This is a genomic window from Actinoplanes sp. NPDC021490, assembly GCF_055562135.1.
In genome coordinates this window covers 231,313-255,543 of record NZ_JBVHFW010000001.1, presented here as the reverse complement: position 1 = coordinate 255,543, position 24,231 = coordinate 231,313, and the positions used below count along the sequence as shown (strand labels likewise).

The 24,231-nt window shown below is 69.3% G+C and carries 22 protein-coding genes and 2 riboswitches; of the genes, 13 read left to right on the top strand and 9 right to left on the bottom strand.

Going from position 1 to position 24,231, the window contains the following annotated elements; genetic code table 11:
- The first annotated feature begins 100 nt into the window (after positions 1-100).
- From ACZ3I4_RS01190 to ACZ3I4_RS01175, 4 genes are all read left to right on the top strand, one after another.
- On the top strand, positions 101-2,842 hold the full coding sequence (locus ACZ3I4_RS01190) for an AbfB domain-containing protein (protein WP_465379819.1): 2,742 nt from the start codon (positions 101-103) through the stop codon (positions 2,840-2,842).
- Between the two features lie 64 nt (positions 2,843-2,906).
- The gene (locus ACZ3I4_RS01185) at positions 2,907-4,430 is read left to right on the top strand and encodes a sugar ABC transporter ATP-binding protein (protein ID WP_465379818.1); all 1,524 of its coding nucleotides are present in this window, start codon (positions 2,907-2,909) and stop codon (positions 4,428-4,430) included.
- Positions 4,420-5,388 carry an ABC transporter permease gene (locus tag ACZ3I4_RS01180; RefSeq protein WP_465379817.1) on the top strand — a complete coding sequence of 323 codons (969 nt, stop codon included), beginning with the start codon at positions 4,420-4,422 and terminating at the stop codon, positions 5,386-5,388. Before ACZ3I4_RS01185 ends, ACZ3I4_RS01180 begins: the two co-directional genes overlap by 11 nt.
- 2 nt (positions 5,389-5,390) lie before the next feature.
- Positions 5,391-6,398 carry an ABC transporter permease gene (locus ACZ3I4_RS01175; RefSeq protein WP_465380438.1) on the top strand — a complete coding sequence of 336 codons (1,008 nt, stop codon included), beginning with the start codon at positions 5,391-5,393 and terminating at the stop codon, positions 6,396-6,398.
- On the opposite strand, the gene ACZ3I4_RS01170 is transcribed toward ACZ3I4_RS01175, so the two are convergent.
- The 3 genes from ACZ3I4_RS01170 to ACZ3I4_RS01160 form a co-directional block, all read right to left on the bottom strand.
- Positions 6,399-7,109 carry an anti-sigma factor family protein gene (locus ACZ3I4_RS01170; RefSeq protein ID WP_465379816.1) on the bottom strand — a complete coding sequence of 237 codons (711 nt, stop codon included), beginning with the start codon at positions 7,107-7,109 and terminating at the stop codon, positions 6,399-6,401.
- Entirely contained in the window at positions 7,106-7,627 is a 522-nt protein-coding gene (locus tag ACZ3I4_RS01165; protein WP_465379815.1) for a sigma-70 family RNA polymerase sigma factor, read from the bottom strand. The genes ACZ3I4_RS01170 and ACZ3I4_RS01165 overlap by 4 nt, the downstream gene beginning before the upstream one ends.
- A gap of 185 nt (positions 7,628-7,812) precedes the next feature.
- Positions 7,813-8,916 carry a neprosin family prolyl endopeptidase gene (locus tag ACZ3I4_RS01160; RefSeq protein WP_465379814.1) on the bottom strand — a complete coding sequence of 368 codons (1,104 nt, stop codon included), beginning with the start codon at positions 8,914-8,916 and terminating at the stop codon, positions 7,813-7,815.
- 1,092 nt (positions 8,917-10,008) lie between these two features.
- Between ACZ3I4_RS01160 and ACZ3I4_RS01155 the strand changes: the two genes are divergently transcribed.
- The 3 genes from ACZ3I4_RS01155 to ACZ3I4_RS01145 are packed head-to-tail and all read left to right on the top strand — an operon-like array spanning position 10,009 to position 11,165.
- Positions 10,009-10,482, top strand: a complete 474-nt coding sequence (locus ACZ3I4_RS01155) for a cysteine dioxygenase (protein ID WP_465379813.1) — start codon at positions 10,009-10,011, stop codon at positions 10,480-10,482.
- On the top strand, positions 10,476-10,886 hold the full coding sequence (locus tag ACZ3I4_RS01150) for a rhodanese-like domain-containing protein (protein WP_465379812.1): 411 nt from the start codon (positions 10,476-10,478) through the stop codon (positions 10,884-10,886). Before ACZ3I4_RS01155 ends, ACZ3I4_RS01150 begins: the two co-directional genes overlap by 7 nt.
- Positions 10,887-10,919: 33 nt before the next feature.
- Positions 10,920-11,165, top strand: coding sequence for a hypothetical protein (locus ACZ3I4_RS01145; protein WP_465379811.1), 246 nt, complete (start codon positions 10,920-10,922; stop codon positions 11,163-11,165).
- Positions 11,166-11,235: 70 nt separating this feature from the next.
- On the opposite strand, the gene ACZ3I4_RS01140 is transcribed toward ACZ3I4_RS01145, so the two are convergent.
- On the bottom strand, positions 11,236-12,876 hold the full coding sequence (locus ACZ3I4_RS01140; RefSeq protein WP_465379810.1) for an MFS transporter: 1,641 nt from the start codon (positions 12,874-12,876) through the stop codon (positions 11,236-11,238).
- A gap of 97 nt (positions 12,877-12,973) precedes the next feature.
- On the opposite strand from ACZ3I4_RS01140, the gene ACZ3I4_RS01135 reads away from it, so the two are divergent.
- Positions 12,974-13,687, top strand: a complete 714-nt coding sequence (locus ACZ3I4_RS01135; RefSeq protein WP_465379809.1) for a TetR/AcrR family transcriptional regulator — start codon at positions 12,974-12,976, stop codon at positions 13,685-13,687.
- Between the two features lie 54 nt (positions 13,688-13,741).
- Complete coding sequence (locus ACZ3I4_RS01130) at positions 13,742-15,298, top strand: GGDEF domain-containing protein (RefSeq protein ID WP_465379808.1); 1,557 nt, start codon at positions 13,742-13,744, stop codon at positions 15,296-15,298.
- Here ACZ3I4_RS01130 and ACZ3I4_RS01125 read toward each other — a convergent pair.
- A complete protein-coding gene (locus ACZ3I4_RS01125; protein ID WP_465379807.1) occupies positions 15,291-15,839 on the bottom strand; it encodes a hypothetical protein in 549 nt (182 codons plus the stop codon). The genes ACZ3I4_RS01130 and ACZ3I4_RS01125 overlap by 8 nt on opposite strands.
- A gap of 53 nt (positions 15,840-15,892) precedes the next feature.
- Positions 15,893-16,894 (bottom strand): LacI family DNA-binding transcriptional regulator, encoded by a 1,002-nt coding sequence (locus ACZ3I4_RS01120; RefSeq protein ID WP_465379806.1) that lies wholly within the window; start codon positions 16,892-16,894, stop codon positions 15,893-15,895.
- Positions 16,895-16,967: 73 nt separating this feature from the next.
- Between ACZ3I4_RS01120 and ACZ3I4_RS01115 the strand changes: the two genes are divergently transcribed.
- On the top strand, positions 16,968-18,206 hold the full coding sequence (locus ACZ3I4_RS01115; RefSeq protein WP_465379805.1) for an MFS transporter: 1,239 nt from the start codon (positions 16,968-16,970) through the stop codon (positions 18,204-18,206).
- Positions 18,207-18,735: 529 nt separating this feature from the next.
- On the opposite strand, the gene ACZ3I4_RS01110 is transcribed toward ACZ3I4_RS01115, so the two are convergent.
- Positions 18,736-19,083 carry an Atu4866 domain-containing protein gene (locus ACZ3I4_RS01110; RefSeq protein ID WP_465379804.1) on the bottom strand — a complete coding sequence of 116 codons (348 nt, stop codon included), beginning with the start codon at positions 19,081-19,083 and terminating at the stop codon, positions 18,736-18,738.
- Positions 19,084-19,173: 90 nt separating this feature from the next.
- Positions 19,174-19,734, bottom strand: a complete 561-nt coding sequence (locus tag ACZ3I4_RS01105; RefSeq protein WP_465379803.1) for a TetR/AcrR family transcriptional regulator — start codon at positions 19,732-19,734, stop codon at positions 19,174-19,176.
- A gap of 215 nt (positions 19,735-19,949) precedes the next feature.
- Here ACZ3I4_RS01105 and ACZ3I4_RS01100 point away from each other — a divergent pair, with 215 nt between their 5' ends.
- Both ACZ3I4_RS01100 and ACZ3I4_RS01095 read left to right on the top strand, forming a co-directional pair.
- On the top strand, positions 19,950-20,846 hold the full coding sequence (locus tag ACZ3I4_RS01100) for an ABC transporter permease (RefSeq protein WP_465379802.1): 897 nt from the start codon (positions 19,950-19,952) through the stop codon (positions 20,844-20,846).
- A complete protein-coding gene (locus ACZ3I4_RS01095) occupies positions 20,803-21,615 on the top strand; it encodes an ABC transporter ATP-binding protein (RefSeq protein WP_465379801.1) in 813 nt (270 codons plus the stop codon). The genes ACZ3I4_RS01100 and ACZ3I4_RS01095 overlap by 44 nt, the downstream gene beginning before the upstream one ends.
- Positions 21,616-21,636: 21 nt before the next feature.
- On the opposite strand, the gene ACZ3I4_RS01090 is transcribed toward ACZ3I4_RS01095, so the two are convergent.
- The gene (locus tag ACZ3I4_RS01090) at positions 21,637-22,689 is read right to left on the bottom strand and encodes a coiled-coil domain-containing protein (RefSeq protein WP_465379800.1); all 1,053 of its coding nucleotides are present in this window, start codon (positions 22,687-22,689) and stop codon (positions 21,637-21,639) included.
- A gap of 3 nt (positions 22,690-22,692) precedes the next feature.
- Positions 22,693-22,824: riboswitch (cyclic di-AMP (ydaO/yuaA leader) on the bottom strand.
- Between the two features lie 212 nt (positions 22,825-23,036).
- A riboswitch (cyclic di-AMP (ydaO/yuaA leader) is annotated at positions 23,037-23,169 on the top strand.
- Positions 23,170-23,172: 3 nt separating this feature from the next.
- Between ACZ3I4_RS01090 and ACZ3I4_RS01085 the strand changes: the two genes are divergently transcribed.
- Entirely contained in the window at positions 23,173-24,207 is a 1,035-nt protein-coding gene (locus ACZ3I4_RS01085; protein WP_465379799.1) for a coiled-coil domain-containing protein, read from the top strand.
- Positions 24,208-24,231 lie beyond the last annotated feature (24 nt).

The following is a 24,231-nucleotide window of genomic DNA, read 5'->3' as shown; positions in this document are numbered from 1 at the left end:
CGGTTAAGAAACATTGATGTCTGTCTATTGCTGCCCCGTGTGCGATCACGTCAGTATGTGTGCGTCCTCGCACGGCACACTCTTTCGAAGGAGAGAGAACGTGACTGCACATCCCCGGAGGCTTCTCGCCCTCGCCGTCGCGGCCCTCACCGCAAGCGCGGGCGCGGTCGTGGCATTCGCCTCACCGGCAGCAGCGTTCGTCCCGAAGACACCCCCGCTGACCACCCCCTGGACCGGCCAGGTCAGCACGACCAACCCGCTTCCCGAATATCCCCGCCCCCAGCTGACGCGAACCGACTGGCAGAGCCTCAACGGCATCTGGCAGTTCGCCGGAGCGTCGAACATCAACACCCCGCCAACCGGACAGACCCTCGGCGAGGAGATCCTCGTGCCCTACCCGATCGAGAGCGCGCTCTCCGGGATCATGCGGCGCCAGGACTACTCGTACTACCGCCGCAGCTTCACCGTGCCGGCCGGCTGGTCGGGCCGGAACGTGCAGCTCAACTTCGGCGCCGTCGACTGGCAGTCGAAAGTGTGGGTCAACGGCACGCTGCTCGGCACCCACGAGGGCGGCTACGACAAGTTCTCGTACGACGTCACGAGCGCTCTGCGCAGCGGCAGCAACGAGATCATCGTCGGCGTCTGGGACCCCACCAACTCCCAGGACATCCCGGTCGGCAAGCAGCGCCTGAGCCGCGGCGGCATCTGGTACACGCCGTACTCGGGCATCTGGCAGACCGTGTGGCTGGAGCCGACCAACCCGGCCCGCATCACCCGGCTCGACACCACCCCGAACGTGCCGGCCGGCGGCCTCGACCTGGTCGTGCAGGCCGCCAACGCGGGTGGCCAGCAGGTCACGGCCCAGGTGCTCTCGGGCGGCACGGTCGTCGGCTCGGCCACCGGCACGGTCGGCTCGTCGTTCCGCATCCCGGTGCCCAACGCGCACCTCTGGACCCCCGACGATCCCTTCCTGTACGACCTGCGGGTCACGCTGGCGAGCGGTGACGCGGTCGGCGGCTACTTCGGCATGCGCTCGCTCGGCAAGGCGATGCTCGGCGGAGTGCTGCGCCCGACCCTGAACGGCAAGTTCGTCTTCCAGCTGGGCACCCTCGACCAGGGTTACTGGCCGGACGGCATCTCGACCGCGCCCACCGACACCGCCCTGCGCTTCGACCTGGAGCAGCAGAAGGCCCTCGGCTTCAACATGGTGCGCAAGCACATCAAGGTCGAGAACGACCGCTGGTTCTACTGGGCCGACCGGCTCGGCCTGATGGTCTGGCAGGACATGCCCGCGCTGGCCAGCGGCCGGGAACCGTCGGCGGCAGGCCGCACGCGCTTCGAGAAGGAGCTGCGCGAGATGGTCGATGAGCACAAGGGCATCACGTCGATCGTGCAGTGGGTGCCGTTCAACGAGGGCTGGGGCGAATACGACGCCGGCCGGATCGCCGATCTGGTCAAGAGCTGGGACGCGACCCGGATGGTCAACCACAACTCCGGCTCCAACTGCTGCGACTCCGACCCCGACCCGGGCAACGGCGACGTCATCGACGACCACATGTATGTCGGCCCGGGCATCACGCGGCCGCCGACAGCGACCCGGTTCGCGGTCAACGGCGAGTACGGCGGCCTGGGTCTGCGCACCCCCGGGCACGAGTGGCCGACCACGGGCAAGTTCGCGTACGAGTGGCTGCCCGACTCGAACGCGCTGACCAGCCGGTACGTGCAGATCACGAGCCGGATGGTCGACCTGATCAACGGCAACGGGCTGTCCGGCTCCGTCTACACCGAACCGACCGACGTCGAGGAGGAGCTCAACGGCTTCTTCACGTACGACCGGCAGATCCGCAAGATGGATTTCGCCCGGGTTCGCGAGGTCAACACCCGGGTCCTGGGCGCGGCCAACGGCACGACGCTCTCGCTCAACCGGCCGGCGTCGCTGCGGGTCACCACGCCCGGTTACACCAACCGTTACCTGCGGCACGCGGACGGCGCGGCGCGCACCGACGTGATCTCGACGTCGAGCTCGGCGACCGACCGGCAGGACGCCACCTATTACGTACGTCCGGGCCTGTCCAACGCGTCCTGCTACTCCTTCGAGTCGCGCAACTTCCCCGGCCAGTACCTGCGGCACCGTGACTCCCGGGTCTACCGCGAGGCCAACAACGGCGGGTCCTTCACCGGCGACGCGACCTTCTGCGCCCGCCCCGGCCTCTCCGGCGGCGGCACGTCGCTCGAGTCGGCCAACTTCCCCGGCCGATACCTGCGCCACCGCGCCGAGCAGGTGTGGGTCGAGGCGGGCACCGGCGGCTCGTTCAACGACGACGCGACCTGGGCCGTCGGCACCCCGCTGTGGCGCAGCGGCGCCGACCTGGCCGTCGGGCAGAGCCGGTCGTTCCGGGTCACCACCGCCGGCTACGACAACCGCTACCTGCGGCACCGTGACAACCTGGCGCGCACCGACGTGATTTCGGCGTCGAGCGCTCAGGCCGACCGGCAGGACGCGACCTTCGTCGTCCGCACCGGTCTGGCCGACAACAGCTGCTACACGTTCGAGTCGGCCAACTATCCCGGCCAGTTCCTCCGGCACGCCAACTACCGGCTGCAGAAGGCGGCCAACGACGGGAGCGCGACGTTCCAGCAGGACGCCACGTTCTGTGCCCAGCCCGGCCTCAACGGCGGGACGGGCAACGTCTCGCTCGAATCGCTCAACTATCCCGGCTACTACTGGCGCCACTACGGCGAAGCGGTTTACATCGCCACCAACGGCGGTGGCAACACATGGGACGGTGCCGGCAGCTACAACGCCGACGTCACCTGGAACAACGCGGCCCCACTGGGGTAGCTACGACCGCCGGGCCGGGTGGTGCCCTGACCATCCGGCCCGGCACCGATTTAGGAGCCACTGCATGGCGTTGCTGGAAGTCGTCGACGTCTCCAAGATATTTCCGGGCGTACGCGCCCTCGACTCGGTCTCCTTCACGTTGCAACCGGGCGAGGTGCACGCGCTCGTCGGCGAGAACGGCGCCGGCAAGTCCACTTTGATCAAGGTGCTCACCGGCGTCTACCAACCGGACGGCGGCGAGCTGCGCTATCAGGATCAGCCGGCGCAGTTCGGCAGCCCGATGGACGCCCAGCGTGCCGGCATCTCGACCATCTATCAGGAGGTCAACCTCGTCCCGCTGATGAGCGTGGCGCAGAACCTCTTCCTCGGCCGCGAACCGCGCAACGCGTTCGGCCTGATCGACCGGGGCCGGATGGACCGCGAGGCCCGCGAGGTGCTGGCCGGCTACGGCGTCACCACCGACGTGCGCCGCCAGCTGGGCACACTCGCGCTCGGCGCGCAACAGATGGTCGCCCTGGCCCGCGCCGTCATGATCGACGCCAAGGTCGTCATCATGGACGAGCCCACCTCGTCGCTCGAGCCGCGCGAGGTGCAGACCCTCTTCGGCGTCATCCGGGAACTGCACGCCAAGGGCATCGGCATCATCTACGTCAGCCACCGGCTCGACGAGCTCTACGAGATCTGCGACGCGGTCACCATCCTGCGCGACGGCAAACTGGTGCACACCGGCAGACTGGCCGACCTCGAACGCATCCGGCTGGTCTCGCTCATGCTCGGGCGTGACATGGCCGAGGTACGCCGGGAGGGCGCGACCGCGTTCTCCGGGGCGGCCACCGGCGACGAGGAAGCCGCGCCGGTGCTGCGGGTGCGCGGGCTGAACAGCCGCCACAAGCTGCACGACGTGAGCTTCGACGTGCGTCCCGGCGAGGTGGTCGGGCTGGGCGGGCTGCTCGGTGCCGGCCGCAGCGAGACGGTCAAGGCCATCGGCGGCGCGTACCACCTGGACAGCGGTCAGATCGAGGTCGACGGGAAAGAGCTGAAGAAGCCCACTCCCGTACGGGCGGTGAACGCCGGCGTCGCGGTGCAGCCCGAGGATCGCAAGGCCGAGGGCATCGTGCCCGGCCTCTCCGTACGGGAGAACATCGCCCTGGCCGTGCTCCCACGCATGTCCCGGATGGGTCTGGTCTCCGACGCCAAGATCGACGCGGTCGTCGACAAATACATGAAGCGCCTGCAGATCAAGGCGTCCAGCCCCGACCAGGCCGTGGGCGACCTCTCCGGCGGCAACCAGCAGAAAGTGCTGCTGGCCCGGCTGCTCGCCACCGACCCCAAGGTGCTGCTGCTCGACGAGCCGACCCGCGGCATCGACGTCGGCGCCAAGGCCGAGGTGCAGTCGCTGATCGACGAACTGGCCGCCGAGGGTCTCGGCGTCGTGCTGGTCTCGTCGGACGCCGAGGAGCTGGTCGAGGGCTCGGACCGGGTGGTGGTGCTGCGCGACGGTGTCGTGGTCGGCACCCTGACCGGCGCCGAGGTCACCGCCGAGGATCTGATGTCGACCATCGCAACGGAGGTCCCCCGTGAGCACTGAAACGGTGGCCGCCCGGCCCATCGTCGACCCGGCCCGGCTGCGCGCCTGGCTGCCCAAGTACGGCGTCTACGCCGCGATCCTGCTGCTCGTCGTCTACAACGTCTTCTTCACCCCGTACTTCGCGACCTGGAGCAACCTGCGCATCCAGCTGATCCAGGTGGCGCCGATCGTGATCGTGGCGCTCGGCATGGCCCTGGTGATCGGCACCGAGGGCATCGACCTCTCGGTCGGCTCGGTCATGGCTCTCGCCGCCGCCTTCATCCCCCTCTATCTCGGGTACGGGGTGGTGGCCGCGATCCTGGTCGCCCTGCTGGCCGGGGTCGCCGTCGGGTTCATCAACGGCGTGCTGGTGGCCAAGGTGGGTCTGCAGCCGATCGTCGCGACGCTGGCCCTGTTCGTGGGTGGGCGCGGTCTCGCCGTCGTGATCAGCGAGGGCAAGCTGGTCGACATCCGCAACGCCGACTTCCTCTATCTGGGCTCGGGCGACCTGCTCGGCATCCCGGTGCTGGTCTGGATCGCGGCGCTGATGGTGCTGATCGTCGGGTTCGTGGTGCGCCGCACGGTCTTCGGCCGGCGGCTGCTGGCCATCGGCGGCAACCGGCCCGCCGCCGAGCTCGCCGGCCTGCCGGTCAAGCGGGTGCTGATCACGGTCTACGTGGTGTGCGCGGTGCTCGCCTCGATCGCCGGCCTGCTCTCGGTGGCCCGCATCCAGTCCAGCGACGCGTCCTCGGTGGGCCTGCTCATCGAGCTGTCCGCGATCACCGCCGTGGTGGTCGGCGGCACCCCGCTGACCGGCGGCAAGGTGCGCGTCCTGGGCACCGTGGCCGGCGCCCTGCTCATGCAGCTCGTGATCGCCACGATGATCAAGCACAACCTGCAGCCCTCCACCACCGAGATGGTGCAGGCCGTGATCATCCTGATCGCGGTCTATGCGGCCCGAGAGAGGAAGAGCCGGTGACCATGGGACTCGCGTCGGAACCCTCCGCCATCGTGGTCGAGGACGTCCGCAAGGCGGAGCGCACCGACCGCATCGTCGGCACGATCCAGCGTCAGGGCGCGCTCGCGGTCCTCATCGTGGTGGTGCTGATCGCGCTGGCAACCTTCCCCAACTTCCGCAGCTTCGACAACGCGGCCACGATCCTGGTCGCGGCCGCGCCCCCGATGCTGATCGCGCTCGGCATGACCTTCGTGATCATCACGGGCGGCATCGATCTGTCGGTCGGGTCGCTCTACGTGCTCGGCGGCGTGCTGGCCGCCTGGGCCTCGCAGTACGGCATCCTCGCCGCGTTCCTGCTGCCGCTGGGCGTGTGCGGGGCCATCGGCCTGGCCAACGGGCTGCTCATCGCCTATACCCGGATGGCGCCGTTCATCGTGACGCTGGCCGCGCTGCTCGGCGCGCGCGGCCTGATGCGGGCGATCAGCTCCGAGGGCTCGAACACCTATCTGGTCGAGAGCGACGCCCTCCGCAAGCTCGGCACCGGCTCGTTCCTCGACATCGGCTACCAGGTGTGGCTGGTCGCGGCGCTGGTCGTGATCGGCATCGTGGTGCTGGCTCGCAGCCGCTTCGGCTCCTCGGTCTACGCCGTCGGCGGCAGCGAGGACGCGGCCAGCCTGATGGGTGTGCCGGTCCGCCGTACGAAGGTGTGGGTCTACGTGCTGTCGGGTCTGCTCGCCGGTCTGGCCGGAGCGATCAACGCGGCCAAGCTGGGCTCCGGCGTAACGGTGCTGGGCACCGGCATGGAGCTGGACGCAATCGCCGCCGTGGTGATCGGCGGGACGCTTCTCACCGGTGGCGCGGGCACGATCGCCGGCACCATCGCGGGTGTGCTGCTGCTCGGCGTCATCCAGAACCTGATCAACCAGGTCGGCAACCTCAACAGCAACTGGCAGCAGGTGATCAGCGGTACGTTCCTGGCCCTGGTCGTGGTGGCCCAGACCTACCTCGTACGCCTTCGGAGGGTGACTTAGCTATTCCAGTTCGGCCGTGCCCAGCACGTGCCCGTCGTGGTCCTGAACCTCGATCCGGCTGACGTTGCGCAGCTGGATCGAGCTGGCCCCGATGACCTTGGCGTTGCCGCTCGGCGTGGGCCCCCACACCATGGCCTGCTCGGTCTGACCGGCCGCGCCCCGCACCTGGCAGTGGAACGGGCCCGAGCCGCGCAGCTTGCTCACGTCGAGCGCCACCGAGACACCCCACGTCTTGGGGGTGAGCACCGCCTGCCCCGACATGCCGCTGCCCTGGGCCGGCTGGAACTGGGCGGTCACCAGCTGCGGGCTGGGCAGCACCTGGGGCGGCCGGTCCTCCCGGTTGCCCCGGATGACCCCGAAGCCGATCGCCGCCGCGACCAGCACCACGGCCGCGGCGGCCAGCCAGCGGACCCCGGCCACGCGGCTCTGCCGGGACCGCTCGGCCCGCATGCGGCGCAGCAGGTCGTCGATGTTGGCCTGGCTCGGGCGAGCCGACATGCTGACCGGCGCCGCGCCGGCCGACGGCTCCTCGCGGTGCGCGTCGGGCAGGCGGCGCAGCAGCTCGGGCACGGCGGCCAGGCGGTCGAGCTCGTCGCGGCAGCGGTCGCAGTCGTGCAGGTGGGCGTCGAGCCGCTCGGTGTCCGCCTCGTCGAGACCGCCGAGCAGATAGCCACCGAGCAGCCGGTGCAGCTCGTCGTGGTCGGTGCTCACCGCAGCACCCCCATCTCCTCGAAGACTGTGCGCAGCGCCCGCACCGCGTAATAGGCCCGGGACTTGACCGTGCCCTCGGGAACCGAGAGTTTGCGGGCCGCGTCGGCCACACTCTTGCCCTCGTAGTACATGGCCTTGACCACCGCCTGATGGTCGGCCGACAACCGTTCCAGCGCCTCGGCCACCAGCCAGCCCTCGACCAGCTCGTCGACGTTGTCGGCCGACGGCATCGCGTTGACCGCGGCCTCGTCGGCCACCAGATGCGGGCGTCGCTGCTCGGCCCGCCAGGCGTTGGTGACCACGTTGCGGGCGATGGTCAGCAGGTAGGACCGGATGCGGCCAGGGTCGGTGTCTAGGTGGTCGATGTGCTTCCAGGCCCGGAGCAGCGTCTCCTGCACGAGATCTTCGGCGCGATGCCGGTCGTGCACATAGCGCATCACGAAGCTGAGCAGGACCGCGTAGTGCTCGGTGTAGAGCGCGGTCATCAGCTCCTCGTCGGGGTTCACCCGTCGCCTCATGCGCGCCCGCCTTCTCGAACTTCGGTTCGCCACCAGGTTGTACACCTCGGCGGTGAACTCGGTTCGAACCGGCACGCCGGGCGTTCGTCTCGCCCCCGGAATTCTGGCGTGCCCCGGGCACAATAAAGGACGATGCCCGGTCCCCCTCGCCGGGACCGGGCATCGCGTCATGTGCCGCCTCGCGGTCAGCAGTCCCCCGGACCCCCGTACCGGAAGGAGCGTGCTGAGACCGGCGCGATCGGATAGGTCTTCTCGGCCGTGCTGCGGATGTACATGTCGACGCTCGGGCCATCGATGAACGAGACGCTCGAGACGCGGGCCGCGTTGTCCTTGGCCGACAGCGTGCCGTTGCCCATGTCGGTGCAGTTCTCGTTCTTGCCGGCGGAAGCGGCGACCTCACCGAAGACCTGAACGAGGCCGGAGCGGTTGAACTTGATGCCCTTGTCGTTCCAGATCTTCTCGGGGAAGTACCCGATCCACTGGGTGTCGTAGGCGATCCACCAGCCGTCTTCGTAATACTGGATGCCGAACTTCTTGGTGACGCCGTACGTCAGCGTCGCGCCCGGCTTGATCTCGCCGTCGGCCTGCACCCACCCGCACGCGTTGTAGCAGCGGGCCTCGCCGTTGATCCAGTGGAAGACGAACAGGTGTGGGTCGTCGTCGCCGTTGACCAGGCGGTCGACCGTCCAGCCGACCTCGACGATCTGCTTGCTGTCGGCCGACTGCAGCGCCAGCTCGGCCAGCGTGTGATAGTCGTCCCGGTCCAGCTCGGGCTTGCCGATCGTGATGTTGGCGTAGACGCCCGAGGTGTCGGCGCTCTGCGTGCCGACGTTGTACATGTAGTTGACCTTGTTGTTCTCCGCCTTGAGGCCCATCGGCTTCGGCGGGACGGCGTCGGTCATTTCCGAGCGCAGGACGCCGTTCTTGCTGCTGCGCCCCTTGGGGCCGTATTCCGGCTCGGGGATCAACGAATCGTTCGCCTCGGCCGGCGCGGCCGACAGGCCCTGGGCGCGCAGCGTCTTGCTGGTGACGCCGCCGTTTCCGTACCTGAGCTTCTTGGGTCGCTCTCCCCACGGCAGCAGGGGCGGCGGGGTCTTGCCCGGGGGGATAGCGGTCGCGTTGGCAGCGTCAGCGCCGGCCGGATCGGAAGCGTCAGCCGGGGCAGCACTGGCCTCCGGCGCGCTCTCGATCTGGTCAGCACCCGCGTTGACCGTGGAGACGACGCCGATGGCGCCGACCACGGCGATCGCAAGGCCGGCGGCCAGGAGACCGCGGCGTGACTTCAACACTTGTCCGTCCTCGTTGATCGGGGGTTCGGAGGGAGCGGGCGAGGTGGCCTCCGGCACCGGTTCTCGGCGGCGACGCCACCATATAGCTTTCTCGATTCCGGATCGCCTGCTCAGCGCGATTTCCGCCTTAACGGCTGAGGCGCTGAGCCGATCCGGTGACCCATCCCGTAATTTCGTTGACGGAGAGTATCGACACGACTCCGTACGGCGTAATTCGCTTGCTGTAAGGAAAGAGGCTAAACAGGTTGAGCCTCTTTCGGGTCCAGCGTGGAGACCCCCCGTGATCATGGCGTACCCGTCCCGGCGGCTCTCGGCCCCCCGATCGGCGGAGGCCTCTCGCGACGCCCTGCACTAAGTGGACATTCCGGATGCCAACGACGAGGCCGTGCCAATACTGACGGGCATGTTAGATTCCTCGCCACGATGATCATTGATGCGTCCCCGGCCCACGTGTCCGGAAATATCCGTACGAAGATATTCTGATCTTGTACAGTTCGGAGCACGGTCCTGTGAGGCCTGTCCGCTATCTCGAATTGATCATTTGATCGCTTATGAATACGTCGCTCCGGCACCCGCTCCGATGAATCGGAATATCGCACGCTTATGTTCCGCGGGGCGGGCGGACTACGGCACGCGGACACAATCGGCGGCGACCGCAACACACCTACCCGGAGCCGGCGCAGGGGCCAACAAACGCGGTCGGCGGCCGACGCGACAGTCTTGAGCCCCCAGCAGACCCAGCAGGCGGCATCGTCAAGCCCGCACCGAGCCGGGGTGGCGGTGGGTACAGGAAGATGCTCTCAAATGATGGAAGACGTTTGACGATCACGGCCGCAACCCGCCACCATGTTGGCCATGCAGCGGATGGGTATTCCTCTCATCGCCGACCTGGCGATTGATCTGGCGCGCTGCGCCAGCGCCTGCTGTCCCAGCTGACCTGCGTTTCCTCGCAAGATGCGCCCCGTCGCGGCGCGCGCGAAACCTGATCGGCTGACTTCCCGCCACTGACATGCGATGCCCGCTATCCTGGACGGCATTGTGGCGGTAAACCTATAGGACTGATAGGCAATGTATGCAAACGGAGGAGCTCCCGTGACCGCCGTCGACATCCGACTCGACCATCTCGCCATCGCCAACCGCTTTGCCGCCGCGCCCGACGAGTGGCCGGTCGCGCCGCGTTACAACCCGGTGGACCGCTGGTATCACCGCCTGCACGTGGCCGACGACCACGAGGTCTGGCTGCTGACCTGGCTGCCGGGGCAGGGCACCGAGTGGCACGACCACGGCGGCTCGGCCGGCGCGTTCCACGTGTTCGGCGGCACGCTCACCGAGGAGACGGTCGCGGTCGCCGACGGCCGTGCACCCCGCGTCACGTCGCGTGAGCTGGGCGAGGGCGCCGGACGCCGGTTCGGCTCGCACCACGTGCACCGGATGACCAACCGGTCGCCGCAACCCGCGATCAGCGTGCACGTGTACGGCCCGGCCCTGACGACCATGACCAAGTACCGCATCGGCGCCGCGAGCCTCGAGGTGCTCGCGGTGGAACGGGCCGGCGCGCAATGGTGACCGCGGCCCCGCCCGGATCGCTGGGCATCAACGAGATCCTGGCCCAGGCCCGCACCCGGCTGACCCGGGTCGGTCCGTTCGAGACGGCGGCCGCGATGGCCCGTGGCGCGGTCCTGGTCGACATCCGCCCGGCCGCTCAGCGGGCCGAGTTCGGCGAGATCCCGGGCGCCGTGATCATCGAGCGCAACGTGCTGGAGTGGCGGCTCGATCCGCGCAGCGACGCCCGGCTGTCCTTTGCCGACAGTTACGCGCTCGAGGTGATCGTCACCTGCCAGGAGGGATACACGAGCAGCCTGGCCGCCGCCGCCCTGCAGGACCTGGGTCTGTTCCGCGCGACCGACCTCGACGGCGGCTTCGCCGCGTGGCGGGACGCCGGCCTGCCGACAATTCCGGGTTCGTCCTAGAGGAAGCTGCTCGGACTCTCTAGATTCCGACCCATGTGGCGCATCCTTCTGTTCGTCGTCGGGCTGTACTTCGTCGTCCGGGCGGTCGCCGAGCCGTTCGTGATCGACTTCGGCGACCCCGGGACGTATCGGAACGACTGGGGTGGCCCGCACCTGGCCGGCGTGCTCGCCGTGCACATGGGCCCGGGCCTGGTGGCGGCGGCGCTGATGATCTGGTGGTTCCTGCGCCGCCGCACCAAGCCCCGCACCGGACGCGGGAGCGGGGCGCCGAAGGCCTAGGCCCACGGCGGAAATGGGAGCGGACCGAAGGCCTAGGCCCCCGCCGGAAACGGGAACGGGGGCCGAAGCCCTAGTCCCGCGCCCGCGCCGGAAGCAGGAACGAGAGCCCGAAAGCCAGCGCCAGCAGCAGAAACGACACCCCCGTAGTCAGCACCGCCGCGTCCTGGAAACCGGCGCGCACCTGCTCCCGGGCGTACGCCTGCACCTGGGGTTGCACGGCCGACGTCTGGCAGCTCGCCGGTGTCACGTCGGGGTCCTCCTCGGCCACCCGGTCCCGCAGGCATTCGCGCAGGCCCAGCCCGACCGCGTGGTGGGTGTCGGCCGGAACCCCGGCTGTGGTGAGCACCGTGCGCAGCTCGGCCTGTGTGTTGTCGACGTGCGAGCCGACCTGGCCGGGCAGCAGCGCGAAGAACACCGTGCCGAGCACCGCGATGCCGAACGCGCCGCCGAGCTGCTGCACCGAGGTGAGCGCACCGGAGGCCGAGCCGGTCTCTTCGTCGTCCACTCCGGCCAGCACGATGTTGAAGAACGGCGCCATCGCGAGGCCCATGCCCGCGCCGATCAGCACCAGGGCGGGGATCATCCGCCACGGGGTGATCGCCGAGCCGGCCAGCCACACCGTGAGCATGACGCCCGCCGTGCCCACCATCATGATGGCCGTGCCCACGAGCAGCAGCCTGCGGCCGTACCGCTCGCTGAGCCCGGAACCGGCCGCCACGAAGCCGGCGACCGTGCCGAGCGCCTGCGGCAGGGTGGTCAGGCCGGCCTTGAGGGGTGAATAGCCCAGCCCGATCTGCAGATAGAACGTGAAGACCAGGCCGGTGCCGATGAGCGCGGCGAAGAACACCAGGCCGACCGCCAGCCCGCCGCTGAAGGCCCGCTTGCGGAACAGGCTCGGGGTGACCAGCGGGTCGAGCCCGCGGCGCTCCCGGCGGCCCTCGTAGATCGCGAACAGCCCGAAGACGATCAGGCCGGCGGCGAGCAGGACGAAGCACCAGATCGGCCAGTCCAGTTCGCGGCCCTGCACGAGCGGGAAGAGCAGCAGGAACGCGCCGACCGCGGCCAGGGCGACACCCAGCCAGTCGAGGCGCGGCGCCCGCTCGCTGCGGAACTCGGGCAGGAACTTGACCGCGCCGATCACGGCGAAGAGGCCGAGCGGCAGGTTGATGAAGAAGATCATCCGCCAGCCGGAGCCGAAGAAGTCGGCGTCGACCAGCCAGCCGGCCAGGATCGGGCCGCCGACCGACGACAGGCCCATCACCGGGCCGAACGCGCCGAACGCCTTGGCCTGCTCGGACGGCGTGAACATCTGCTTGATCATGCCGAGGCCCTGCGGGAGCATCACCGCGCCGAACAGGCCCTGGACGGCCCGGGCGGCGATGAGCTGGCCCGGCGACTGGGCCAGGCCGCAGGCGAGCGAGGCGAGGGTGAAGCCGGACGCGCCGATCAGGAATAGCCGTCGCCGGCCGAAGATGTCGCCCAGGCGGCCGCCGGTGAGCAGACCGATCGCCATGGCCAGCGTGTACGCCGCGCCGAGCCACTGGATGAGGCTGTAGGACCCGCCGAGCTCGGACCGGATGGCCGGCCCGGCGATGTTGGTGACGAGCGCGTCGAGGAGGTCCATGACCTCGACGGCGAGGATCACGAAGAGCGCGACCCAGCGCCAGCGGTACGGCGTCCGTTCCGCTGATCGCTCGAGTACGGCATCCATTTTCGAAGTCCCTCTGGTCGCGGACGAACGGTGTTCGTCGGGTACGAACACCGTTCTACTGGCGAACACCGTTCGCGTCAAAGTAAATTCGGCGGCGATGACTGAGCTGAACTGGCCGCCCGGCCGCCGAGGCCGCGCCCGCCCCGCGAAGACCCCGCTCACCCGGTCCGAGATCGTGCGTACGGCGCTCCGGATCGTGCAGGCCGAGGGAATCGACGCGGTGAGCATGCGGCGGCTCGCGGCCGAGTTCGACACCGGCCCGGCCAGCTTCTACGCCCACGTCACGAACAAGGACGAGCTGCTGCAGCTGATGTTCGACGAGATGTGCGGCCAGGTCGGCATCCCCGTGCTCGATCCGCCGCGGTGGAAGGAGCAGATCAAGGAGCTGGCCCGCGCCGGGCACGCGGCCATGGTCGCGCACAACGACCTGGCCCGGGCCGCGCTGGCGACGATCCCGAGCGGCCCCAACGCGCTGCACATCTCGGAGGCGATGCTGGGCATGATGCTGGCCGGGGGCATCCCGCCGCGGATCGCGTCGTGGGCGATGGACCGGATCTTCCTTTACATCACGGCCGACGCGTACGAGTACTCGATCTGGCGCCGGCAGGCGACGGGCTCCGATAAGCAGACGTTCATCGACACGGTCAGCGGCGCGTACCGGGACTATTTGCTCGAGATACCGGCCGACGTCTATCCGAACCTCACCAAGCATGCGGATTCCCTGGTCGGAGGCGGTCCGGAGGCACGTTTCGAGCTCGGCCTGGAACTGCTCGTGGACGGCTTGGACAAGTACGCGACACCGCCGTCCTGAGATCTGTCGATATCCCCTGTAGGTGATCGACCGTCCGATGTTGATACTGGGACCATGGACGGCGAGATCGCGACAGGTGCGCGGCTGCCGGTGCCGGTGACCGTGTTCGGGCCGCTGCATCTGCTGGCGCGCCGAGTGCATCGTCTGGCCAACACCGGCCACGGTCACGAGGCGCTGAAGGCCGCCGACGCCTATCTGGCCATCGCGTACGCCGTGGGCGACGACCGTTCCGTGTTGTTCCTGGTCCAGGGGCAGATGTACGCCAATCTCTACATGGGACGACTGGCCGAGGCGATCGAGCTGGGCGAGCGGCTGCTCCGGCTGCATCGGGCGGCCGGTTCCGTGCTCGGCGAGGCCAAGACGCTCTGCGACCTGGCCCAGATCGACGTCCTGCGCGGACGATATTTCCTCGGCATGGGCCACCTGGCCCGCGCGGCCGTGCTGCTCGACCGGCCGTACACCGACGGCGAGCGGCGGATCTCGGCGCTGTGTTCGTTCGCCGAGGCGGCGACGGCGGCCGAGATGTACGAGATCGCCGCGGCCACGTACGACCGGCTGGTCGTCACCCACTCCAACTTCGGCCTGGTGCACGCGGCCACCCTGCTGCACTGGGGTCTGCGGCTCGATCACGTGGGCCGGCACGACGAGGCCGCGGCCCGGCTGCGGCGCAGCGCCGAGATCACCCGGCGGCAGGTCGAGCAGCGCGCCGACGACGTGGTCGCCGTGGCCATGCTGGCCCTGGCGCTGGCCAAGCTGGGCGACGTGATCCCGGCCGAGAAGCTGGCCCGCGAGGCCGTGATGCCGTTGCGTCAGGCCGAAAACCACCGATATGCACGGATGGCCCATCTCGCCCTCGGAATCAGCCTCCGCACGCAGGGCGCGCCGGCCGAGGCGCGTATGGAATTCGTGGCCGCCCGCGAGTTGTGCGGGTTCGGCGCCGGCCCCGACGAAAAGACGATCATCCGGTTCGAGCTGGCCCTGACCGCGCTGGCCACCGACGACGGTCAGGCCGCGCGCGACATCTTCGAGACGGTCGAGGGCCAGACCCGCGAGCTGTGGCGGCTGCGCGAGCAGCGGCTGGCGATGCTGCGCCAGGCCCGTCAGCGCGAGGAGTCGGAGGCGGCCCGGGCGCGGGCCGAGCGCGAGGTGCTGCGCGATCCGCTCACCGGCCTCGACAACCGGCGCCGGTTCGACCTGATGATGCAGCGCATCGACCAGGGCCGGACCACCACCCCGCTGGTGCTGCTGCTCGTCGACGTCGACCATTTCAAAGCGATAAACGACGCGTATTCGCACGCCACCGGCGACCGGGCGCTGTGCGAGGTGGCCCTGGTCCTGCGCGCGCACTGCCGTCCGGACGACATTCCGGTCCGGTACGCCGGCGACGAGTTCACCGTGTTCCTGCAGGGCGATCTGGCCGTGGGCCGCGAGGTGGCCGAACGGATCCGCGCCGCCGTGGCCCGCACCGACATCCTTCCCGGCGTGCGCCTGACCGTCAGCATCGGCGTGGCCGTGCTGGGCGAGGGCATGTCCGGCGAGACGCTGTTCCGCGAGGCCGACGATCGCCTGTACGCCGCCAAGTGGAGCGGCCGCAACACGATCTCTAGTTAGGGATGACCACCTGGGAGCGGCCGCTGTAGAGGGCACGCGACCCGTCGAGTCCGCGCGGCGTGTCCGGGGCATCGAGCCACACGACGTACGCGGCTCCGGACTTGAGCCCGCCGATCGTCGCGCCGGCCGTGCACTCGGCACCGGTGCTGATCGTCTGCCACTGCGGTTCGGGCTGGGCGCCGCTGACGAGTTCCTGCGGCACCGCGGCGACCCGATAGCGGTTGCCGTAGCGGTTCGGCCACTGCACCGACAGCGAACCCTTCCCCACCGTCACGATCATCGGGATGAAGACCTTGCCGACGTCCTCGTTCCAGGCGACCGCGCAGGCCGAGCTGGTGGGCATGAACGACACGGGTGGCAGGCCGGGGCGCGGCGATCCGGTGTTTTTCTTCACGGCGCTGGGCGTGGCCTTACCCGGCGCGACGGTCACCCACGCCGGACCCCCCTCGGCGATGCTCGCGCCCGGCGCCGGGTCCGTGTCGCCACCACAGGCGCTCAGCAGGAACGGCAGCACCACGAGGGCCGATCCCCGCAACCGCATCTTTCCCCCGAACTGAGTCCTTTCCCCTCCGTTCGGCGCAAACAGCCGGGGGCTTAGTCCCGTGGCGGTCCGGTGGTTCCCCGTACGACCAGGCGCGGTGGGATGACCACCTCGCGATGGGCGATCCGCGCGCCGTCGATGCGCTCCACCGCGCGGGCCACGGCCAGGGTCGCCATCGTCTCGATGTCCTGGGCGACGGTGGTGAGGTCGATGTGCGCGAGCCGGCTGAAACTGCTGTCGTCGTACCCCACGACGCTGATGTCGCCGGGCACGGCCAGCCCGTGGCGGCGCAGCACGTCGAGCAGCCCGGTCGCGCCCAGGTCGTTGAAGGCGGCCACCGCGGTCGGCGGGTCGTCCAGCAGTTCCCGGGCCGCCCGAGCCCCGTCCTCCTCACCGAAACCCCCGGCCACGACCTTCTCGTACGCCTGAAGCCCGTGCCGCCGCATGGCCTCGCGATAGCCCTGCCGCCGTTCGGCCGAGGACACCCAGCGACCCCCGTCGACGTGCACGATGTTCCGGTGCCCCAGCGCGACCAGATGATCCACCGCGAGGTGCAGCCCGCGGGCGTCGTCGGTGCGCACCACGTCGACCTGCCGCTGCCGCACGGAGCGCATCATGGCCACCACCGGCAACCGGCCGGCCAGCGTGGCCAGTTCGGCCGCCGGAATCTGCGGCCCGAGCAGCACCAGCGCGGCGCATCGGTCCTGGAGAAGACCCGCGATGGCCGTACGCTCGTCGCGCCTGGGGGTGACCGCGCTCAACGTCAGCTCGTACCCGATCCGCTCGGCCGCGTCGTAGAGCCCGGTGAGCAGGTCGTTGTGGAACGCGTGCTGCACGCCGAAGACCACCCCGAGCAGCCGGCTCTGACCGCTGCGCAGCAGACGGGCCCGGCTGTCGGGCTGATAGTCGAGCCGGCGAGCCACCTCGAGCACCCGCGCGCGGGTCGCCGCGCTCGCCCCCGGCGCCTCGCGCATCACGATCGAGACCAGCGCCACCGAGACGCCGGCCTGGGCCGCGACGTCGGCCAGCGTCGTCCGCCGCTCCCCTGCCGTCATGACCGGACAATTTACCTGTGATCACTAGAACGTTCTATGACCGCCGCGACTAGAACGTTCTAGAGTCGGATGGGTGGACAACCTCACCGCCGGTCGCCGCTGGGCGGCCCTGCTCGCTCTGGCCCTCGGCGGCTTCGGTCTCGGTCTCACCGAGTTCGTCGCCATGGGCCTGCTGCCCGACCTCGCCCGCGACCTGCTGCCGGCGGCGTACGCCCGCTCCGCCCCCGACGCCGTGGCCACGGCCGGCTGGATGATCACGATCTACGCCCTGGGCGTGGTGGTCGGCGCCCCCACGATCGCGGCCCTGACCGCGCGCATGCCCCGGCGCCGTCTCGTGCTCGGCCTGCTGGCGCTGTTCGTCGTCGGCACGGTCGCCTCCGCCCTGGCCCCCACGTTCGGCCTGGTGCTGACCGGCCGTTTCGTCGCCGCACTGGCCCACGGCGCGTATTTCGGGGCCGCCGGCCTGCTCGCCGCCTCGATGCTCGGCCCCGGCAGCCAGGCCCGCGGCTTCGCGATCGTGCTGAGCGGCCTGACCGCGGCCAACGTCTTCGGCGTCCCGCTGATCACCAGCCTGGGACAGGCGGCGGGCTGGCGGATCGCCTACCTGGCGGTGGCCGGGGTCTTCGCCCTCACCCTGCTCTTCGTGCTGTTCACGGTGCCCGAGGTGGCGCCGGCCGCGGGCGGCTCACCCCGGGCCGAGCTGGGCGCGTTCCGCTCCCCGCAGGTGTGGCTGGCGGCGGCCGTGGCCGCGATCGGGTTCGGCGGCTTCTTCGCCGTGAACAGCTACATCGCCCCGGTCACCACGCACGTGACCGGCTTGTCCGAGTCGTACGTGCCCTGGGTCCTGGCCGTGATGGGCATCGGCATGACGGTCGGCAACGCCGTGGGCGGCATCGCGGCCGACCGCAACCTGCGCGGCAGCATCCTGCTCGGGTTCGTCGCCATGATCGCCACCATCGCGCTGTTCGGCGTCGTCGCCCGCCACCCGGTCGGCTTGTTCGCGGCCGCCTTCCTGGTCGGCGCGGCGGCCCTCTTCATCGGCCCCGCCCTGCAGGCCCGCCTGATCGCCGTCGCGCCCGGGGCCCAGCTGATGGGCGCCGCCGTCAACCAGTCCGCCTCCAACGTCGCCAACAGCGCCGGAGCGGCCCTGGGCGGCGTCGCGATCGCGGCCGGCTGGGGTTACCTGTCCGCGGCCTGGATCGGCGTCCTGCTCGCCGTCACGGGCCTCCTCCTGGCCGTCCTGAGCTTCCGCCTGGACCGCCGCCACACCCCCACCGACGACCCAGCCCACTTGGAGCCGGCCCGCGCCTGAACCCCGCCGGCCCTCACGTGCCAGCCCTTCAGAGCGGTGCTAACCCTTCGGAGCCGCGCCAGCCCTCTAGAGCCGCGCCAGCCCTTCAGAACCGCGCCAGCCCTACAAGCCCCGTGCCAGCCCTACAAGCCCGTGCCAGCCCTTCAGAACCGCGCCAGCCGTACAGAGCCGTTCCGCGCCAGCCGTGCAGAGCCGTTCCGCGCCAGCCGAGCAGAGCCGTTCCGGACTCGTTCGGCCGGAGCCGGCCCGAGCTTGGGCCTTTCCAGCCACACCTCACATCCAGACCCGCTCCGCCCCGCCTCCTTCGACCCGCCGAACACCAATGCAGGGCCACCTGCGCCTTCAGCCCGCCGCACACCCGAGCCGAAGCCACACCGCCCGGTCGCCGACGATTCTGCCCGTCCCGCACCGCCGCCGCTCGGGCCCTGTGGATAACCCCGGCCTGTGGATAACTTCGCGATCTCCCAGCCCCGCCGAGTAAGGTCTGGGCCCGCCCCCGGTTGGGTGGGGTGGGCTGGTGAGAGAGCTGCTACACGGCCCGTCCGAGGCGGTGGCCGGCCATCTCCAGCACGCCGTGGCCGACCCGCACGGGCGTGTGCAGGCCGCAGTCGTCGCTGAGGGTCAGCGTGCCGCCGTCGAGGCGATAGGTGCCGCGCGCCGGGCGCTTGCGACCGAGCACCTTTCCCGCGTACGTTCCGTCGGTCTTGATTTCCAGGCGAACCGCGCCATCCGCGCTCGACCAGGCGCCGACGGGCGCCTGCACCGCTCGCACGGCGGGTTCCTGCCCCGGCGGCGGCGTGGGGGCCTGTCCGCCCAGGGCGAGCGCGAGGAGCGCACCGGCGTCCAGAACGGTGGTGTCGACGTGCTCGTAGCGCATGGTTGCTCCGGAGGTGGGGGGCTGAGAGCCCCTACCTTCGGCAGGCGCGCCGCCGTCCCGATGACACCTTCCGGTGCGGCCGGGTTGCTTTCAGCTGTTGCGCAGCGCGGCCGTGACCGCGGCCATCAGCTTCTCGAGGTATTCCGGGTCGGGCTTGGAGCGCGAGACCGCCAGCCGCCAGTACAGCGGGCCCAGGATCAGATCGACCGCCACGTCCGGATCGGTGGTTTCGGGCAGTTCGCCGCGGGCCACGGCCTGGCCGACCAGTTTTTCGCCGACCGCCTGCTGATGGGTACGCAGGGCCTTCTGGAGCGTCTCGGCGATCTGCGGGTTGCGGGCGGCCTCGGCCATCAGGTCGGGAATGATCTGGGACGCGATCCGGTGTTGCAGGGCGCGGCTCACGATCATCATGATCAACTGGAGGTCGCCGGCGAAGCTGCCGGTGTCGGGCAGCGGCACGCTGCGACCGGCGACGTCGGACACGATCTCGAGCACCATCTCGAGTTTGTTGCTCCAACGGCGGTAGATTGCGGTCTTACCGACGCCGGCACGGCGCGCCACGGCCTCGATGGAGAGCCGGCCGTAGCCGACTTCGGCCAGCTCGTGCATCACCGCGTCACGGATCGCCACGGTGATGTCGGTTCGAAGCACTGCCGCTCCGGCGGGTGCGCGCTTTGCTGTCGCCACGCGGTCACTATACGCCAGGACGTTACGGTTGCGTTCCGCCCTTTGGTCGGATAACCTTCCCGGCACGTCGATACGAGGCCGTTCCGTCGGCTGAGGCTTGACATGCTGATGGAGTGTTCTCGCCTAAAGAACCAGGGCCCGGTTCCCCTCACGGGCCGACGAGATCGGAGCACCACCCCATGGCTCAGACGGCGGTTGCCGAGTCCGACACCGGGCCATCGCTCAAGGAGCTGGCCCGCCGGCACGGCCTGACCAAGGCGGGACGCCTGCCCAGCCTGCCCGAATACACCAGGCACCTCTGGACGTACCGGCATTTCATAGCGGCCTTCGCCAATGCCAAGGTGAGCGCGTCGCTGGGCAGCACGAAGCTCGGCGTGGTCTGGCAGCTCCTCACCCCGCTGATCAACGCGGGCGTCTACTACCTGATCTTCGGCGTTCTGATCAACACCAAGCAGGGCGTCGACAACTTCATCGCGTACCTCTGCGCCGGTGTTTTCATCTTCGGATTCACCCAGACGGTGGTTCAGGCGGGCTCGCAGTCGATCACAGCCAACATGGCGCTGATCCGGGCGCTGCACTTCCCCCGGGCGAGCCTGCCGATCGCGGTCACCCTGGTCGAGGTGCGCAACATGATCGCCTCGATCGTCGTGCTCGTCGCGATCGTGCTGTTCACCGGCGAGCCGATCACCGTGCAGTGGCTGCTGCTGATCCCGGCGCTGGTGCTCCAGTCGCTGTTCAACGCCGGGCTGGCCCTGTTCGTCTCCCGCCTGATCTCCAAGGTCACCGACATCCGGCAGCTCATCCCCTATCTGCTGCGGATCTGGATGTACGGCTCGGCGGTGCTCTACCCGGTGACGTTCTTCGCCGAGCGGCTGCACGGCTGGCAGCTCACGCTGATCGAGGCCAACCCGATGCTGATCTTCATCGAGCTGGTCCGGCACGCGCTGATGGAGAACGTCGAGCTGGCCCAGCCCGCGCCCATCCTGTGGCTCCAGGCCGTGATCTGGACGGCGCTCGTGAGCTTCGGCGGTTATGTCTACTTCTGGCGCGGAGAGAAGGGCTACGGCCGTGGCTGACATCGAGCGGGAACCGACCGTCATCGCGGACAACGCGCACATCGTCTACCGCATCTACGGGTCGGTGGCGCCGGGCGCGAACACGCCGCTGGCCAGCTTCAAGCGGCTCATCACGGGCAAGAAGAGCGCTGCCGTACGCGAGGTGCACGCGGTCCAGGGCGTCAGCTTCGTCGCCTACAAGGGCGAGGCGATCGGCCTGATCGGCACCAACGGGTCGGGCAAGTCGACGCTGCTGCGGGCGATCGCCGGGCTGTTGCCGGTCGAGCGGGGCGGCGGCATCTACGCGGCCGGCCAGCCGTCGCTGCTGGGCGTGAACGCGGCCCTCATGAACGAGCTCTCCGGCGAGCGCAACGTCGAGCTCGGCTGCCTGGCCATGGGCATGTCCCCGGCCCAGGTCAAGGAGCAGGCGGCCGACATCATCGAGTTCTCCGGCATCAACGACCGGGGCGACTTCAGCTCGCTGCCGATGAAGACCTACTCGTCGGGCATGTCGGCCCGGCTGCGCTTCTCGATCGCCGCGGCCAAGAAGCACGACGTGCTGCTGATCGACGAGGCGCTGGCCACCGGTGACGCCAAGTTCCGCAAGCGCAGCGAGCAGCGGGTGCGTGACCTGCGCAAGGAGGCCGGCACGGTCTTCCTCGTCAGCCACAGCGAGCAGTCGATCCGCGACACCTGCGAGCGCAGCATCTGGCTGGAGTCCGGCGTGATCCGGGCCGACGGCCCGACCGAGGACGTGCTGAAGGAGTACGAGACCTACGTCAACAAGTAGGTCCCGTACCCCTTCGCGGGCTCAGCGCACCGAGAGGTGCACGTGGTTCGTGTGGTCGCTCGAGGGGTCGCCGTTACCCCTCGAGTACGCCTTCCAGCCGCTCGAAGGCAGCCAGATGCGCTTGAACCAGATGACGTAGAGCACGCCCAGCCGGTCCGAGTTGTTGATGAAGTAGTTGGCCAGCCGGGTGCCGTACGCCTTGTCACCACCCGACGCGACGCCGCCGAACCCCTTCTTCTCGGCCGCGAAGTCACAGGCCTGCCCCTTGGGATGCTCACCGCTGTTCTGCTCGCGGAAGCACGCCACATAGCGGGTGAAGCCGTCGGCCTTCGCCTGCTTGAGCGCGTGCAGGGTCCGCGGGGTGAGGCAGCCGCTGGTGGTGGGGTCCTTCTCGGTGCAGCCCTCGTCGGACAGGGAGCCGTCCTTGTTGCGCGGCGCCGGGCTGGCCTTGCTGCTGGATCCGCCGTCGGACGGCTCGTCGGCGTCCTCGCCTGTCCGGTCCGATCCGCCGGTGTTGGCGGCCTTGAGCGCGGTCTCGGCCTGCACCTTGCGCTTGGCCATCGTGTTGACGTGTTTCTGCTGGTTGCGCACCTCGGTGTCGATGGCCACCTTGGCGCGCTGCTGGGCGTCCCGGGTCGCCTTGAGGTCGGCGACGACCTGGTTCTCGCGCACCGCGACGGTCTCGAGCGTCTCGGCGCGGTCGAGGAAGCCGCCGGCCGAGCTCGCCGTGAGCAGCGCCGTCATCGGACCCATCCGGCCGGTCCGGTACGACTTCTGAATGATCTCGTCGATGGCGGCCTGCCGGGGCGCCAGGTCGGCGTCGAGCTCCTTGAGCTTCGCGGCCAGCTGGGCCTGCCGGGTCTTGGACCGGGCCAGGGCCTCCTTGGCTTCCACGAAGCCCTTGGAGGCGACCTCGAGTTGCTGGATCAGGGTCTTGGGGGCGCCCTCGCCGTCGTCGCCGGTGTCACCCGGCGCCGCAGCGGCCGGACCGGCCACCGCCAGGGTCAGCCCGGAAAGCGCGACGAGCAGGGCCAGAAGGGCCGCCGTTCGTCGCCGGACAGTCTTGTGCCGCACATCTGTTCCTTCCGTCGGCCGCCGACCGAGTTAGCTGACGGGTTCGGGACGGAAGTGATCCCTACCGCTTGCGCGGATGCACCCCACGAGATTGGTTCCCCGGTTCATCCGAAGACGATTAGGCGGCGGTCTCCAGGGGGGCGGAGACCGGTCCCGACCATACCGACTTCATCACGAGATCGACAGTTATCGCACGCGATGCAATTCATCGACGACGCGCTGTCACCGCAATAACAGAATGTGTTCGAGTGACTACGAAATTGCCCATTCTCTGGTCCTGAAGCAACGCGAACTCTCGGGTAAACTGGCCGCCGGTTCTGCCGCCGTGGCGCCGCCCCCGAGGCGCCGGCAGACCACCGCCCAATCGCCGCGAGGCGAGCCGGGGAACCAGGTCAGTGGGGTGCATCCGCGCAAGCGGTAGGGATCGCTTCCGTCCCGAACCCGTCAGCTAACCCGGTCGGCGGTTTACCGGAAGGAACTGCATTGACCGTACGACCCCGCCGGTGGCTGATGCTTGCCCTGGCGCCGATCGTGGCCCTCTCCTTTCTCGCCGTGCCCGCCTCCCCGGCGAGCGCCGAGCCGGGTGATGGCACCTCGGCTCCCAACGAGGGCGGTTCGAGCGACACAGTCGGCAAGAACGCCACTCTGGACGATGTGATCGAGTCCTCCAACCGGCGTTACGTCGCGGCCAAGGCCGCGGTAACGAAGTCCACCTCCGCTCAGAAGAAGCTGGCCGCGGAGATCAAGCTGGCCGAGGGCAAGCGCCTCTCCCTTCTTCCCGAGGTCAACGCGATCGCCGGGCAGCAGTACCGCACCGGCCACCTCGGGGCGGCCGGCTTCCTGCTCGGCAGCCAGAACTCGGACGACTTCCTGGCCAAGGCGGTCTCCCTCGAAGAGATCAACGCCATGCAGGACCGCAAGCTGTTCGAGCTCAACAAGGCCATCGCGGACGTCAACAGCAAGAAGGCCGCGCTCGACGCCGAGGTCAAGAAGCAGCAGACCAACCTCGTGGCGATGTCGAAGCAGAAGGACGCGGCCGACAAGGCGCTCGCTCTGGTCGGCGGCGACAGCCTGACGCACGGCCTGGTGCTCGCGAAGTCACCGGCCGCCGCGCCCGCGCCGCGCAATTCCGACGGCGGTTTCTCGCCCGAGAGCTGCAACGTCCAGGATGAGACCACCAGCGGCTGCGTCACCGCCCGTACGATGCACATGTACAAAGAGGTGAAGAAGGCCGGCTTCAACCGATTCGTGGGCTGCCATCGCAACGGTGGGCCGTTCGAGCACCCGAAGGGCCGAGCCTGCGACTGGTCGTTGCAGAAGCGCGGTTTCGCGCCCGCTCACAATGCCGATACCCGCACGTACGGCAACAACCTGATGGCGTTCCTGGTGCGTAATGCCGACAAACTCGGCATCTATTACGTCATCTGGTACAAGCAGATCTGGTTCCCGGCCAGCGGCTGGAAGTCGTACAGCGGGCCGAGCGACCACACCGACCACGTGCACGTGTCGATGCTCTGACCGGCCGACGAGAAAGGGCCCCGG

Excerpts from the sequence above, each read along its gene's own strand:
- ACZ3I4_RS01185 (WP_465379818.1), top strand. The coding sequence starts at position 2,907 with ATGGCGTTGCTGGAAGTCGTCGACGTCTCCAAGATATTTCCGGGCGTA.
- ACZ3I4_RS01175 (WP_465380438.1), top strand. The coding sequence starts at position 5,391 with ATGGGACTCGCGTCGGAACCCTCCGCCATCGTGGTCGAGGACGTCCGC.
- ACZ3I4_RS01165 (WP_465379815.1), bottom strand. The coding sequence starts at position 7,627 with ATGAGGCGACGGGTGAACCCCGACGAGGAGCTGATGACCGCGCTCTAC.
- ACZ3I4_RS01150 (WP_465379812.1), top strand. The coding sequence starts at position 10,476 with ATGGTGACCGCGGCCCCGCCCGGATCGCTGGGCATCAACGAGATCCTG.
- ACZ3I4_RS01145 (WP_465379811.1), top strand. The coding sequence starts at position 10,920 with ATGTGGCGCATCCTTCTGTTCGTCGTCGGGCTGTACTTCGTCGTCCGG.
- ACZ3I4_RS01140 (WP_465379810.1), bottom strand. The coding sequence starts at position 12,876 with ATGGATGCCGTACTCGAGCGATCAGCGGAACGGACGCCGTACCGCTGG.
- ACZ3I4_RS01135 (WP_465379809.1), top strand. The coding sequence starts at position 12,974 with ATGACTGAGCTGAACTGGCCGCCCGGCCGCCGAGGCCGCGCCCGCCCC.
- ACZ3I4_RS01130 (WP_465379808.1), top strand. The coding sequence starts at position 13,742 with ATGGACGGCGAGATCGCGACAGGTGCGCGGCTGCCGGTGCCGGTGACC.
- ACZ3I4_RS01125 (WP_465379807.1), bottom strand. The coding sequence starts at position 15,839 with ATGCGGTTGCGGGGATCGGCCCTCGTGGTGCTGCCGTTCCTGCTGAGC.
- ACZ3I4_RS01120 (WP_465379806.1), bottom strand. The coding sequence starts at position 16,894 with ATGACGGCAGGGGAGCGGCGGACGACGCTGGCCGACGTCGCGGCCCAG.
- ACZ3I4_RS01110 (WP_465379804.1), bottom strand. The coding sequence starts at position 19,083 with ATGCGCTACGAGCACGTCGACACCACCGTTCTGGACGCCGGTGCGCTC.
- ACZ3I4_RS01100 (WP_465379802.1), top strand. The coding sequence starts at position 19,950 with ATGGCTCAGACGGCGGTTGCCGAGTCCGACACCGGGCCATCGCTCAAG.
- ACZ3I4_RS01095 (WP_465379801.1), top strand. The coding sequence starts at position 20,803 with ATGTCTACTTCTGGCGCGGAGAGAAGGGCTACGGCCGTGGCTGACATC.